The sequence below is a fragment of the Pseudomonas sp. SCB32 genome (genome assembly GCF_009189165.1).
GTDB lineage: Bacteria > Pseudomonadota > Gammaproteobacteria > Pseudomonadales > Pseudomonadaceae > Pseudomonas.
In genome coordinates this window covers 5,639,633-5,653,690 of the sequence record NZ_CP045118.1, presented here as the reverse complement: position 1 = coordinate 5,653,690, position 14,058 = coordinate 5,639,633, and the positions used below count along the sequence as shown (strand labels likewise).

General features: G+C 63.9%; 12 protein-coding genes. 4 read left to right on the top strand and 8 right to left on the bottom strand.

The genetic code is table 11. From position 1 onward, the window contains the following. The first annotated feature begins 13 nt into the window (after positions 1-13). On the top strand, positions 14-1,432 hold the full coding sequence (locus GA645_RS25830; RefSeq protein ID WP_152226769.1) for an FAD-dependent oxidoreductase: 1,419 nt from the start codon (positions 14-16) through the stop codon (positions 1,430-1,432). A gap of 188 nt (positions 1,433-1,620) precedes the next feature. Next, positions 1,621-2,685 (top strand): uroporphyrinogen decarboxylase, encoded by a 1,065-nt coding sequence (hemE, locus tag GA645_RS25825; protein ID WP_152226767.1) that lies wholly within the window; start codon positions 1,621-1,623, stop codon positions 2,683-2,685. A 317-nt stretch (positions 2,686-3,002) separates the two neighbouring features. Here the strand turns inward: hemE and gabP are convergent, their stop codons facing one another. Both gabP and GA645_RS25815 read right to left on the bottom strand, forming a co-directional pair. Next, on the bottom strand, positions 3,003-4,394 hold the full coding sequence (gabP, locus tag GA645_RS25820) for a GABA permease (RefSeq protein WP_152226765.1): 1,392 nt from the start codon (positions 4,392-4,394) through the stop codon (positions 3,003-3,005). A gap of 244 nt (positions 4,395-4,638) precedes the next feature. Beyond that, on the bottom strand, positions 4,639-5,958 hold the full coding sequence (locus tag GA645_RS25815) for an MFS transporter (RefSeq protein WP_152226763.1): 1,320 nt from the start codon (positions 5,956-5,958) through the stop codon (positions 4,639-4,641). Between the two features lie 173 nt (positions 5,959-6,131). Between GA645_RS25815 and GA645_RS25810 the strand changes: the two genes are divergently transcribed. Both GA645_RS25810 and GA645_RS25805 read left to right on the top strand, forming a co-directional pair. Then, positions 6,132-7,040 carry a LysR family transcriptional regulator gene (locus tag GA645_RS25810; RefSeq protein WP_152226753.1) on the top strand — a complete coding sequence of 303 codons (909 nt, stop codon included), beginning with the start codon at positions 6,132-6,134 and terminating at the stop codon, positions 7,038-7,040. An 80-nt stretch (positions 7,041-7,120) separates the two neighbouring features. Beyond that, positions 7,121-7,888, top strand: a complete 768-nt coding sequence (locus GA645_RS25805) for a ParA family protein (RefSeq protein ID WP_152226751.1) — start codon at positions 7,121-7,123, stop codon at positions 7,886-7,888. A gap of 53 nt (positions 7,889-7,941) precedes the next feature. On the opposite strand, the gene GA645_RS25800 is transcribed toward GA645_RS25805, so the two are convergent. The 6 genes from GA645_RS25800 to selO all read right to left on the bottom strand — a co-directional run bounded on the left by GA645_RS25800 (position 7,942) and on the right by selO (position 14,023). After that, complete coding sequence (locus GA645_RS25800; RefSeq protein WP_152226749.1) at positions 7,942-8,748, bottom strand: universal stress protein; 807 nt, start codon at positions 8,746-8,748, stop codon at positions 7,942-7,944. Between the two features lie 77 nt (positions 8,749-8,825). After that, positions 8,826-9,269, bottom strand: coding sequence for a YiiD C-terminal domain-containing protein (locus tag GA645_RS25795; RefSeq protein ID WP_152226747.1), 444 nt, complete (start codon positions 9,267-9,269; stop codon positions 8,826-8,828). Positions 9,270-9,375: 106 nt separating this feature from the next. Further along, positions 9,376-9,810 (bottom strand): thioredoxin TrxC, encoded by a 435-nt coding sequence (trxC, locus tag GA645_RS25790; RefSeq protein WP_152226745.1) that lies wholly within the window; start codon positions 9,808-9,810, stop codon positions 9,376-9,378. Between the two features lie 653 nt (positions 9,811-10,463). Then, the gene (locus GA645_RS25785; RefSeq protein ID WP_152226743.1) at positions 10,464-10,727 is read right to left on the bottom strand and encodes a hypothetical protein; all 264 of its coding nucleotides are present in this window, start codon (positions 10,725-10,727) and stop codon (positions 10,464-10,466) included. Between the two features lie 434 nt (positions 10,728-11,161). Beyond that, positions 11,162-12,439: a bifunctional O-acetylhomoserine aminocarboxypropyltransferase/cysteine synthase gene (locus GA645_RS25780; protein WP_152226741.1), complete on the bottom strand. Its 1,278-nt coding sequence runs from the start codon at positions 12,437-12,439 to the stop codon at positions 11,162-11,164. Between the two features lie 123 nt (positions 12,440-12,562). Then, positions 12,563-14,023, bottom strand: coding sequence for a protein adenylyltransferase SelO (gene selO / locus GA645_RS25775; RefSeq protein WP_152226738.1), 1,461 nt, complete (start codon positions 14,021-14,023; stop codon positions 12,563-12,565). Positions 14,024-14,058: the final 35 nt, after the last annotated feature.

The following is a 14,058-nucleotide window of genomic DNA, read 5'->3' as shown; positions in this document are numbered from 1 at the left end:
AAGAGGTCTTGAAATGTCTGAACGTCTGAATAACGACTTCCAGTTCATCGAAGTCGGGCGCAAGGATCCGAAGAAGAAACTGCTGCGCCAGCGCAAGCGCGAGTTCGTGGAAATCTACGACTTGTTCAAGCCGGCGCAGGCCGCTGACCAGGCGCATCGCTGCCTGGGCTGCGGCAACCCGTATTGCGAGTGGAAGTGCCCGGTGCACAACTTCATCCCCAACTGGTTGAAGCTGGTCTCCGAAGGCAACATCCTCGCCGCCGCCGAGCTGTCCCACCAGACCAACACCCTGCCGGAAGTCTGCGGCCGGGTGTGCCCGCAAGACCGTCTCTGTGAGGGCGCCTGCACCCTGAACGACGGCTTCGGCGCGGTCACCATCGGCTCGGTGGAGAAGTACATCACCGACACCGCCTTCGCCATGGGCTGGCGCCCGGACATGTCCAAGGTCAAGCCCACCGGCAAGCGCGTTGCCGTGATCGGTGCCGGCCCGGCGGGCCTGGGCTGCGCCGACGTGCTGGTGCGCAACGGCGTGACCCCGGTGGTGTTCGACAAGAACCCGGAAATCGGCGGTCTGCTGACCTTCGGCATCCCCGAGTTCAAGCTGGAGAAGCAGGTGCTGTCGCGCCGTCGTGAAGTCTTCACCGGCATGGGTATCGAGTTCCGCCTGAACACCGAGATCGGCAAGGACGTCACCCTGTCGCAGCTGCTCGATGAGTACGATGCCGTGTTCATGGGCATGGGCACCTACACCTACATGAAAGGCGGCTTCCCCGGCGAAGACCTGCCCGGCGTGCACGATGCGCTGGACTTCCTGATTGCCAACGTGAACCGCAACCTGGGCTTCGAGAAGTCGCCGGAAGACTTCGTCGACATGAAGGGCAAGCGCGTCGTGGTGCTGGGCGGTGGTGACACCGCGATGGACTGCAACCGCACGTCCATCCGCCAGGGCGCCAAGAGCGTGACCTGCGCCTACCGCCGTGACGAAGAGAACATGCCCGGCTCGCGCAAAGAGGTGAAGAACGCCAAGGAAGAAGGCGTGAAATTCCTCTTCAACCGCCAGCCCATCGCCATCGTCGGAGAGGACAAGGTGGAAGGCGTGAAGGTGGTCGAGACCCGTCTCGGCGAGCCGGACGCCCGTGGCCGTCGGAGCCCCGAGCCGATCCCGGGCTCCGAGGAGATCATCCCGGCCGAAGCCGTGCTGATCGCCTTCGGCTTCCGCCCGAGCCCGGCGCCGTGGTTCGACCAGCACCAGGTGGAAATCGACAGCCAGGGTCGCGTCATCGCCCCGGCCGCCGCGCAGTTCAAGCACCAGACCAGCAACCCGAAGATCTTCGCCGGTGGCGACATGGTCCGGGGTTCCGACCTGGTGGTGACGGCGATCTTCGAAGGCCGCACGGCCGCCGAAGGCATCCTCGACTACCTCGGCGTCTGAGTGCGCCCCCGGTAGGGCGAATAAGGCGGAACGCCTTATCCACCGCGGCGGATAACGCCTCTGGCGTTATGCGCCCTACCAGGCTGACGCAGCGACAAACTGTCGCGATGGACGAAAGGCACGGCACCCGCCGTGCCTTTTCTTTTGGGCTTTGCGAAAATACCCGCACTTTTTTGCCGGATGCCGTTATGACTGCCTTGAAGAACGATCGCTTCCTCCGCGCCCTGCTCAAGCAGCCCGTCGATGTCACCCCTGTCTGGATGATGCGCCAGGCCGGCCGCTACCTGCCGGAATACCGCGCCACCCGCGCCAAGGCCGGTGACTTCATGAGCCTGTGCATGAACCCGCAGATGGCCTGCGAAGTGACCCTGCAGCCGCTGGACCGCTACCCGCAGCTGGACGCGGCGATCCTCTTCTCCGACATCCTCACCATCCCCGACGCCATGGGCCAGGGCCTGTTCTTCGAGACCGGCGAAGGCCCGCGTTTCAAGAAGGTCGTGAGCACCCAGGCCGACATCGACGCCTTGCCGATCCCCGATCCGGAGAAGGACCTGGGCTACGTGATGGATGCCGTGCGCACCATCCGCCGCGAGCTGAACGGCCGCGTGCCGCTGATCGGCTTCTCCGGCAGTCCCTGGACCCTGGCCACCTACATGGTCGAAGGCGGCTCCAGCCGCGACTTCCGCAAGTCCAAGGCGATGCTTTACGACAACCCGCAGGCCATGCATGCGCTGCTCGACAAGCTGGCGCAGTCGGTCACCAACTACCTGAATGGCCAGATCCTGGCCGGCGCGCAGGCGGTGCAGATTTTCGACTCGTGGGGCGGCAGCCTTTCGGCGGCGGCGTACCAGGAGTTCTCCCTGGCCTACATGCAGAAGATCGTCAACGGCCTGATCCGCGAACACGAAGGGCGCCGCGTGCCGGTAATCCTCTTCACCAAGGGCGGCGGCCTGTGGCTGGAATCCATGGCCAATACCGGTGCCGAAGCCCTGGGCCTGGACTGGACCTGCGACATCGGCAGCGCCCGCGCCCGCGTCGGCGACAAGGTTGCCCTGCAGGGCAACATGGACCCGGCAGTGCTCTACGCCAAGCCGGAAGCCATCCGCGCCGAAGTGGCACGCATCCTCGGTGCCTTCGGTAACGGCAATGGTCATGTGTTCAACCTTGGCCATGGCATCACTCCGGAGGTCGACCCGGCCCATGCCGGCGCCTTCTTCGAGGCGGTGCACGAGCTGTCGGCGCAGTACCACTGAGCCTGACGCCGAACTGAAAAAGCCCCGCGGATGCGGGGCTTTTTCTTTTCCAGGAAGGGTTCGCGAGCAAGCTCGCTCCTACAAGGAGCAACAGAGTTTCCCTGTAGGAGCGAGCTTGCTCGCGAACCGACCTTGCGCCGGACCTGCCTGCCAATCACGGACAATGTCTGCTCCTACGAAAGCCGATCCGAGCGTAGGAGCGGACTCCGTCCGCGATAAGCGTAAACAGCATGGGGCTTCCCCGGCCATAAAAAAGCCCCGCTTCACAGCGGGGCTTTTTCGTTCCCTCTTGGAGCCTCAAGCCCCATCAGGGTGCATCACGCAGCATCGCCCACCAGGCCAGCGGCACGCTGTACCTTGCGGCGGTTGGACACCAGCAGGCCCGAGCAGACCACCACGATGGTCAGCAGGGTAGTGGCAACCACTTCCATGCGGTGATCCGGCTGGATCAGCATGATGACCAGGGCGCCGACGATGAACAGGATCACCGCCCAGGTCAGCCAGGGGAACAGCCACATCTTCAGCTTGAGCTGATGCCCTTGAGCGAGCAGCTTCTTGCGCATGCGCAGCTGCGACAGGGCGATCACCAGGTACACCAGCAGGGCGATGGCGCCCGAGCTGGCCAGCAGGAAGTTGAATACTTCGGCCGGGGCCAGGTAGTTGGCAAAGGTGCAGAGGAAGGCCATGGCGGTGGACAGCAGCACGGCGTACACCGGGGTGCGGCTGACGCTGGTCACCTGGGCGATCTTCGGTGCGTCGCCGCGCTTGCTCAGGGAGTACATCATGCGCGAGGCGGTGTAGAGCGCCGAGTTCAGGCAACTGGTTACCGAGACCAGCACGATGATGTCGACGATCAGCTTGGCGTACGGAATGTGCAGGTGTTCCAGCACGGTCTGGTAGGAGCCCATGCTCACCAGGCGCGGGTCGTTCCACGGCACCAGACAGACCACGATCAGGATCGACAGCAGGTAGAACAGCGCGATACGCCAGATCACTGAGTTGGTGGCGCGGGTGATCTGCTGCGCCGGGTCCTTGGACTCGGTGGCGGCGATGGTGACGATTTCCGACCCCATGAAGGAGAACATGGTGGTCAGCAGCGCGGCGAGCACGGCGCCCCAGCCCTTGGGCAGGAAGCCTTCGCTGGTCAGGTGGCCGATACCGGAGACCTCGCTGTTGGGCGAAAAGCCGAAGATGGCCGCGCAGCCCAGCACCAGGAAGGCGATGATCGAGACGACCTTGATCAGTGCCAGCCAGAACTCGAATTCACCGTAGTTCTTCACGCTGAACAGGTTGGTCACGGTCAGCGCGGAGGTGATCACGAAGGCCAGGATCCAGATCGGCGCTCCGGGGAACCAGGCGTGAATGATCGCGGCGGCGGCGTTGGCTTCCAGCGGGATCACCAGGACCCAGAACCACCAGTACAGCCAGCCGATGGTGAAGCCGGCCCAGTGGCCGATGGCGCGGTCGGCATAGGTGGAGAAGGAGCCGCTGTCCGGCTGCGCGACGGCCATTTCGGCCAGCATGCGCATCACCAGGACCACCAGCAGGCCGGCGACCAGATAGGAAATCATGACGGCCGGGCCGGCTTCGGCGATGGCGTGGCCGGAGCCTACGAACAGGCCTGCGCCAATGGCACCGGCGATCGAAAGCATCGTGACGTGACGATTTTTCAGGCCCTGGGATAGGCCGGAAGAAGGAGTACTGCTCATGCTTTACCTACAACTACAGGAGGGAATTGCGTACTGCGGGAGCCGAGGTCCGTTTCAGGATTCCAACAAGTCGTGCGTTTTTCTTGACGCAAGGATCGCGCCATATTTTGTTACGACTTTAGTCGTAGAGTGGGAAGAAGCGCTACGTAGCCCGGATGAAGGGCGTCGTGGGGAGGCAAAAACTTATCCTTGTACGACCGTGCATGGTCGTAATTGGATAAGTTTTGCAAGATGTGTGTAGAAACTACCCGTGTCTGGCGAGTGCGGGTAGATCGCGAGGTAACACTGCGAGGCGTGCCAGATGCAGCGCCACCAGCAGCGCAATCACCAGCAGGCCGGCGATGAACAGCCCCACGCCATTCCAGCCGTAGTGATGCCAGAACACCCCGCCCACGGTGCCGGCAATGCTTGAGCCCACGTAGTAGCTGAACAGATACAGTGACGAGGCCTGGCCCTTGGCTTTCAGGGCGCGGCGGCCGATCCAGCTGCTGGCCACCGAGTGCGCGCCGAAGAAGCCGAAGGTGAAGACCAGCATGCCGACCAGCACCAGGGCCAGCGGTTGCAGCAGGGTGATCAGCAAGCCGCCGAGCATCAGCGCGATCATCGCCCAGAGCACCTTGCGCCGACCCAGGCGGTCAGCCAGGGAGCCGACCCAGGCGGAGCTGTAGATGCCTGACAGATAGACCACCGAAAGCACGCCGACCACTGCCTGGCTCAGGTGGTACGGATCGGCCAGCAGGCGGTAGCCGATGTAGTTGAACAGGGTGACGAAGGCGCCCATCAGCAGGAAGGCTTCGAGGAACAGCCAGGGCAGGCCGGCATCGCGGAAGTGCCCGCGGAAGCCCTCGGCCAGCTGGCGCGGCTTGAGTGGTGCGGGGCGGAAGTTCTTCGACTCGGGCAGGATGCGCCAGAACAGCAGCGCGGCGGCCAGGGCGATCACGCCCAGGGTGGCCAGCGCCACGTGCCAGTTCACGTAGTCCACCAGCACGCCGCTGATCAGCCGGCCGCTCATGCCGCCGATTGCATTGCCGCCGATGTACAGCCCCATGGACAGGCCGATGTGCTGTGGATGGATTTCCTCGGAGAGGTAGGTCATGCCCACCGCCGCCAGGCCGCTCAGCGACAGGCCGAGCAGCGCGCGCATCAGCAGGACGCCGTGCCAGGTCGGCATCATCGCGCTGCCCAGAGTGAACAGGGCGGCGAGGATCAGCGAGGCGACCATGATCGACTTGCGCCCGATGGCGTCGGAGATCGGCCCGGTGACCAGCAGGCCGAAGGCCATGGTGATGGTGGAAATAGAGAGCACCAGGCTGCTCTGCGCCGCAGTGAGGTCGAAGGCCTTGGACAGCACCGGCATCATCGGCTGCACGCAGTAGAGCAGGGCGAAGGTGGCGAAGCCGCCGGAAAACAGCGCAAGCGACGTGCGCATGAAGGCCGGGGTGCCTTTCTCGATGTAGCTTTCGATCTCTTCGACGGCGCTGACGACGCTGGCATTCGCCTGGCGCGCGGCGTTCAGTAATTCGGGTTCGACATGCTCGGACGCCCGTAACGCAGATTGACTCACAACTCACCTCGATTCGGCTCGCGCAGGGGCGGCAAAAGGCCCGTGCGGCGGGGATGGCAGAAGTTCTTGGAGTTGTTATTGGGCTGGTACTGGCAAGGATAAGGAGCTGTTTTTATTATTTCCAATATATTAATCGACCTGTTTGATATGTATTTCGACTCAATGGTGGCGACATGGAACTGAGGCATCTGCGTTACTTCATTGCCGTGGCCGAAGAGCTGCACTTCGGCCGGGCCGCCGAGCAACTGGGCATCTCGCAACCGCCGTTGAGCCAGCAGATCCAGGCACTGGAAGAGGAGATCGGCGCGCGCCTGCTGGAGCGCACCAACCGACGGGTGACGCTGACCGAGGCGGGGCAGTTGTTCCTTGCAGAGGCGCGGCAGGTGCTGCAGCAGGTCGATCGTGCGGTGTTGCTGGCGCGCCGTGCGCACCAGGGGGAACTGGGGGAACTGAAGATCGGCTTTACCGCCTCCGCGCCCTTCACCTCGACCATTCCGCGCAGCATCCTGGCGTTCCGCCAGGCCTACCCGGACGTCCACCTGGACCTTCAGGAACTGAGCAGCGGCCAGGCCGTGCAGGCGCTGCTGGAAGAGCGGGTGCAGGTCGGCCTGATCCGCCCCATCGCGCTGCCGGACACCCTGGAGGCCGTGGAACTGTTCAGCGAGCCGCTGGTGGCGGTACTGCGCGCCGACCACCCGTTGGCTGAGTCCAATCCGGATGGCCTGGAGATCGCCGCGCTGGCGGACGAACCCTTCGTGTTCTTCCCCCGCAGCTATGGCACCGGCCTGTATGACCAGCTGATCGCACTGTCGCGGCAGGCCGGATTCAGTCCGCGCATCGCCCAGGAGGCCGGCGAAGCGATGACCATCATTGGCCTGGTTGCCGCCGGACTGGGTGTCACCATGCTACCGGCGTCGTTCCGCCGCACGCGGGTGGACGGTGTGGTCTATCGCACGTTGCTCGATCCGGGGGCGACCAGCTCGGTCTGGCTGGTGCGTCGGCGTGACGAACGCTCGCCGTTGGCGCAGTCCTTCATCGACCTGCTGACCCGTGAGGTGGCCGCCTTGCGCGCGGGAGGCTGAACCGTTCGACGGAGGGCTCGCCGTTGTCATGGGCATTGCATAGAATCCGGAGCACTTGAACGGATTACGGAGGCAGGCTCATGCGGCGCGTGGTGTTCAATCAGAAGGGCGGAGTGGGCAAGTCGAGCATTGCCTGCAACCTGGCGGCGGTCAGCGCGGCGGAGGGCTATCGCACGCTGCTGGTGGACCTGGACTCCCAGGCCAACTCGACGCACTACCTCACCGGGCTGACCGGCGAGGACCTGCCGGTGGGGATCGCCGATTTCTTCAAGCAGACCCTCTCGTCCGGCCCCTTCAGCCGCAAGGGCAAGGTCGACATCTACGAGACCCCGTTCGATAACCTGCATGTGGTCACCGCGAGCCCCGAGCTGGCCGACCTGCAGCCCAAGCTCGAGCAGAAGCACAAGATCAACAAGCTGCGCAAACTGCTGGACGAGCTGGCCGAAGACTACGACCGGATCTACCTGGATACTCCGCCGGCGCTGAATTTCTATACCGTCTCGGCCCTGATCGCCGCCGATCGCTGCCTGATCCCCTTCGACTGCGACAGCTTCTCTCGCCAGGCGCTCTACGGGCTGCTGCAGGAGATCGAGGAGTTGAAGGAAGATCACAACGAGGCCCTGGAAGTCGAAGGCATCGTGGTCAACCAGTTCCAGCCGCGTGCGACCCTGCCGCAGCAACTGCTGGATGAACTGGTGGCGGAGGAACTGCCGGTGCTGCCGGTGTACCTGATGAGCTCGGTGAAGATGCGCGAGTCGCACCAGGCGTGCACCCCGCTGATCTTCCTCGAACCCCGGCACAAGTTGACGCAGCAGTTCGTCGAACTGCACAACCTGCTGGAAGCCTGATTTCCAGATGATCGAGTGGCGCTCCCGGCCCCGGGAGCGCGCTCAGCGCCGCCTCATTGCGAGATGAGAATGTCGCAAGGCGGCCGGCGCAGGAAGTAACGGGTCGAGCTGCCAAGCATGGCCTGCTCGATGGCGCCGCGGCTGCGGCTGCCGAGCACCAGCAGGTCAGGCGTCCATTCCCCCAGGGCTGTCTCCAGCGCCTGCTGGAAGTTTCCCTGTTGCACCGCGCAGAGCAGTTGCGGCCCTTCGGTCGGCAGTTGCGCGCGTTCGTCCTGCAGCGTCTGGCGCAGCAGCCCACGCTGGGTCTCCAGATGCTCGTCGGCGCGTTCGGCCTTGCCGGGCTGGTAGGCGTTGAGCGCCAGCAGCTCAGCGCTGGTCGGCAACAGGCGATAGCCCGCTCGCCAGGCCTGGCAGGAGCTCAATGACAGATCCAGCCCGGCCAGCGCCCGTGCATAGGGCTTGGCGGATTCCTCCACCGCCAGCAGGATCGGCGCGCGGCAATGGCGGGCGATACGCTCCAGGGTGGTGCCGTCGAAGCGCTCGAGCAGTTGCTGGTGATGCGCGCCGATCAGCAAAAGGTCGGCCTTGAGCTCCTGCGCCGCCTGGGTGACGGTTGGCGCGGCGCGACCCTGGCGGATCAGCAGCTGATAGTCGTCGATGGCGTTGGCCGCAGCGGCGTCACGCAGCGCGACCTCGGCGGCCTCGCGGACGGTATCCATCATGCGGTCGGGAAAGAACTCCTCGATCACATGCAGCAAGGTGACGCTGGCGCCATGCTGGCGGGCCAGCTGGGCGGCGCGGCGCACCGCAATATCCGCTTCAACGCTGAGGTCATGGGCGACGAGCAGGTTCCTGTACATGGTGGCATCCCTCTGTGGCGCTTCCACTGTCGCGCCACGTAGGAAATTTCACCTTGATGCAGGGCAATGGCCCGGATTCAGCGGCTGCGCAGCTGATAGACGGCGTGGCTCTCGGCGACGACGGTGCCTTCCGCATCCTTGAGCTGCAGGTCGAGGATGAAGTCCGACTTGCCGGTTTCGGTCGCTTCTTCACCGATGCGCTGGATCTCCTCCTCGCTGAGCCAGGCGTCGACAGTGACGTCGCTGGCAGCGGGGCGCAGGAAGCGCAGGCCGGCTTCCTTGACGATCGGATAGAAGCGCCGGCTGTCGAAGCTGGTCAGCATCAGGATGCCGCCGGGCAGCTCGGCCACGGTGAACAGGGCGCCGGCATACATGTTGTGGATGTGGTTCTCGTTGCCCTTGAGCGGCATGCGCAAGCGCACGTGGCCCGGTTCCAGCACCTCGGCCTTGAGGCCCGTGCGCTTGACGAAGGCGATGTGTTCTTCGGTGAGTTGGCGGATGAATTCTTCGGGGTAGGGCATGGGCGCGCTCCGGTTCGCCTGTTTGTTGTCTGCCCAAGACTAGCTGCGCCGCGCGGTCTGGCAATGACCGCGCGGATTGACCGGAACGCTCAGCGAGCAGGGGCGTTCAGATGCCGTTGCGGGACAGCCAGTCCATCAACTGCGGCAGCGGCATGGCGCCGCTCTGGCGCGCCACTTCCTGGCCGTTGCGCAGCAGGATCAGGCTGGGAATCGAACGAATCCCCAGGCGGGTGGAAAGGTTCGGGTTGGCGTCGCTATCGAGCTTGGCCAGGCGCACTTTGCCCGGGAGCCGCGCGGCGGCCTGCTCGAACACCGGTGCAAAGGCCTTGCAGGGGCCGCACCAGTCGGCCCAGACGTCCACCAGCAGCGGCAGGTCGCCCTTGGCCTGGGCGGCGAAGCTGGCTTCGTTCAGCTCGAAGGGACTGCCGACGATGACCGCCGACTGGCAGCGGCCGCAGCGCGGCGCATCGCCCAGGCGTTCGGCGGGTACGCGGTTGAGACCGTTGCAGTGCGGGCAGGGGATGATCAGGGATTCGGACATGGTAGGGCTCCTCCGGTTATGGGGAGCTAGATGGAGGCAGGGGAGAAGAATATCAATGGAAGGGCTGGAGGGGCTGGCTGTGGGACTTTCTCGCCGGGTCGCTCTGTATCAAGTTCCTAGTAATTAAAAGATATAGATAAGTTCCGCTTTCTGTAGATCTTATTTTCTGGGAAGTGGGGTGGGTTTTGGCAAAACAATTTCTTGGCGTGTGCCACCGTGCCCAAACAAATTCTACCGTCTGGACACGGTGGCAATGTGTTTCAAATTTCTAGCTGGTTAGTTGGCGTAGTAGTTTTCATAGCCCGAGTAGTCGTGGCAGTCGCCCCAGATATCGTAGTAGTCGCAGGCAAATACCTGGCTTGAGATCAGTAGTCCGGAGCAGATTAGGGCATAAGCTATTTTTTTCATTTTAAACTCCTGGAAGTATTTTGGGTCCCCATCAGTAGTCTTGATGGTGGATTCAGTTTATTGAGCTTTGGACTCCAGGAAATAGGAGCTTTCCGTGGGCTGATGTTGAACTCTATTTGAAGAAAATAAGAATATTCTCCGATTACAATGATGTGTTTACTTTTCCTACTCAGCGCACAGACTCTGTTCTTCCAGTTTCATACGGCGGATTGCGCGAAGCGTAATCCGCCGAGTGGAGTGAAGCGCTATCCGCGCCGATCCCGCTGCTCATGATCCGCCCGGTACAGCGAGTGCGCGTCAGAGGCCAGCAGCAACAGCGAGCGGCTGATTTGCAGGACGTTGCGGGCGGGGTAGGCGTCGAGTTCGACGAAGGTCAGGGTGCCCAGCAGTTCGATGACCGCGCTCAGACGGTCTTCGGCGGCGTTGTACAGCTCATCGCAGGGCGCGTCGGTGCGCAGGTAGAGCGTGGCGTAGCGGGGATTGGCGTTGGCTTGCGAATCTGCTCCCAAGGGGGCGAACCGCTCTGCTTCGGGGCGTTCAGTTAATTGGGGGGCGTGACGTACTATTGGCGTTAGCCATATTCAGCTCCTTTTAAGCTGCTTGTGGTTAGCGGGCCTTCGGTGTTGGTAGCACCGGGGGCTCGCGTCTTTTGGGTATCGCTACAACTCCTGGTTGATCCGCGCCGTTCGGCACTTCTGGATCATGTTCGTCCAATACGCTCAGTTGAAAAAATGCAGGAAAATTCCTGCATCCGGTTGCGTATGGCTAAAAAGATGCCGTCATTTTAATCGGTTGAGACAAACCTGCTCACGGCTGGAAGTGGATTCCAACGCGTCCGGCAGAGCCTTGCGAAAAGGCTGACGCTGGCTGCGGTAAGCAGCGGGGCGATGGGTGTAATCCGAGGCCCATGTGAGGCGCCGGTCGGCGCCTCACATGGCGGTCATCAACTCTCGGCAGCGCGCAGCGCCTGGGCGAGGTCGGTGAGGATGTCGTCGATGTGCTCGATGCCGATGGACAGGCGCACCATGTCGCGCGGTACGCCGGCCTTCTCCAGTTCCTCGTCGTTGAGCTGGCGGTGGGTGGTAGAGGCCGGGTGGCAGGCCAGGGACTTGGCGTCGCCGATGTTGACCAGGCGCACCACCAGGTTCAGGGCGTCGATGAAGCGCGCGCCGGCTTCCTGGCCGCCCTTGATGCCGAAGGAGAGGATCGCCGCCGGCTGGCCACCCATATAGCGCTGCGCCAGGGCGTGCTCGGGGTGGTCGGCGAGGCCGGCGTATTTCACCCAGCTCACCTGCGGGTGCTCTTGCAGGTAGCGGGCGACTTTCAGGGCGTTGTCGCAGTGGCGCTCCATGCGCAGCGCCAGGGTTTCCAGGCCCTGCAGGATGAGGAAGGCGTTGAATGGCGACAGCGCGGCGCCGGTGTTGCGCAGCGGCACCACGCGGCAGCGACCGATGAAGGCGGCGGGGCCGAAGGCTTCGGTGTAGGTCACGCCGTGGTAGGACGGGTCCGGGGTGTTGAGCAGCGGGAAGCGTGCCTTGTTCTCGCTCCAAGGGAACTTGCCGGAGTCGACGACGATGCCGCCGATGCTGGTGCCATGGCCGCCGATGTACTTGGTCAGCGAGTGCACGACGATGTCCGCACCGTGTTCGAAGGGCCGGCAGAGGATCGGCGTGGCGACGGTATTGTCGACGATGAGCGGCACGCCATGGCGGTGCGCGGCGTCGGCCAGGGCCCTCAGATCGACGATGTTGCCCGCCGGGTTGCCGATGGACTCGCAGAACACTGCCTTGGTGCGCTCGTCGATCAGCGCTTCGAGGGCGGCGATGTCGTCGTGCGGGGCGAAGCGGGTCTGGATGCCGAAGCGCGGCAGGGTATGGGCGAGCAGGTTGTAGGTGCCGCCGTAGAGTTTGGCCACCGAGACGATGTTGTCGCCCGCTTCGGCCACGGTCTGGATGGCGTAGGTGATGGCCGCCATGCCCGAAGCCACGGCCAGTGCGCCAACCCCGCCTTCCAGCGCCGCCACGCGCTCCTCCAGCACCGCGTTGGTGGGGTTCATGATCCGCGTGTAGATGTTGCCGGCGACCTTCAGGTCGAACAGGTCGGCGCCATGCTGCGTATCGTCGAAGGCGTAGGAGCTGGTCTGGTAGATCGGTACGGCCACGGCCTTGGTGGTCGGGTCGGGGCTGTAGCCGGCGTGAATCGCCAGGGTTTCCAGTTTCATTGCTCGAGCATCCTTGTGGGCAGAAAGGCCCGAGGATGCGAGCTGCGGCCGGTCCCGGTCAATGACCGGGAGCAATACCGCCCGAGCGGGGCTAGATCGCTTTTGGCTGAGCTTATAACCGCCTCAGGAGGAGCAACTGATCTCCAGGTGCTTGCCCCAGTCCGGCGGGCGGCGGGTGAAGGCCTCGGCGTCGGGCTGCTCCGTGAAAGGCCGGCTGAGCACTTCGTGGAGGCGGCGCACCACGCTGTAGTCGCCCTGTTCGGCAGCGGTGATGGCTTCCTGGGCCAGGTAGTTGCGCAGCACGTAGAGCGGGTTGACCGCGTGCATGCGCGCGCGCCGATCGTCCTGGCTGCCGCCTTCGCGCTCGGTACGGGCGCGGTACTCGGTGGCCCAGGCATCGAAAGCCGCCAGGTCGATGAAGTCTTCGCGCACCACCGCCAGCGCCTGCTCCGGCGCCTGCTCGCCGAGGCGGCGGAAGAACAGTGAGTAGTCCACCGCGCCCTTCTGCATGGCTTGCAACAGGGTCTGTACCAGCCCCAGGTCGCCTTCTTCGGCGGTGGTCAGGCCCAGGCGGCGGCGCATAAGGTCGAGGTAGTGCGCCTGGTAGAGCGGCAGGAACAGGTCGAGGGTGGCGCGCAGCTCGTCGACTTCGACGAAGGGCGTCAGCGCCTGGCCGAGCGCGGCGAGGTTCCAGTGGGCGATGGGCACCTGGTTGCTGAAGGAGTAGCGGCCCATGTCGTCGGAGTGGTTGCAGATGTGGTTGGCGTCGAAGTCGTCGAGGAAGGCGTAGGGGCCGTAGTCGAAGGTGATGCCGAGGATGGACATGTTATCGGTGTTCATCACACCGTGGCAGAAGCCGTAGGCCTGCCAGAGGGCAATCATCTCGGCATTGCGCTCGACCACCTCGCGGAACAGGGCGAGGTAGGGCTTCTCCGCTTCCAGGCACTGCGGGAAGTACTCGCGCAGGACGAACTCGCCGAGGGTCTTCAGCTGCTCTTCCTGCTTGGTGTAGTAGAAGTACTCGAAGTGGCCGAAGCGCACGTGGCTGGGCGCCAGGCGCAGCAGCATGGCGCCGGTTTCCTTGCTCTCGCGCCATACGGTGGTGCTTGAGCCGGTCACGCACAGGGCTCGGCTGGTGGGGATGCCGAGGGCGTTGAGGTATTCGCTGGCGAGGAATTCGCGGATCGATGAGCGCAGCACCGCGCGGCCGTCGCCCATGCGCGAGTAAGGTGTCTGCCCGGCGCCCTTGAGGTGCAGGTCCCAGTGTTCGCCGTCGTCGTTGAGCACTTCGCCCAGCAGCAGGCCGCGGCCGTCACCCAGGCGCGGGTTGTAGGCGCCGAACTGGTGCCCGGAATAGACCATCGCCCGTGGCTCGGCTGCGTCCCATAGCTTGTGGCCGGCGAAGATTTCCGCGAACACCGGGTCGTCCGCTTCACTCGGGTCGAGGTCGAGCAGTGCCATGGCTTGCGGGCTGGCGATGACCAGGCGCGGATCGGCGATGGGGTCGGGCAGGACTTCGGTGGAGAAGACGTCGCCCAGGCGGGCGAAACGGTTATCGAAGGTCAGTTCGTTGAGCTTTTTCACAGCGGGCTCCGGATAAGTCCGAGCATTGTGCTCGG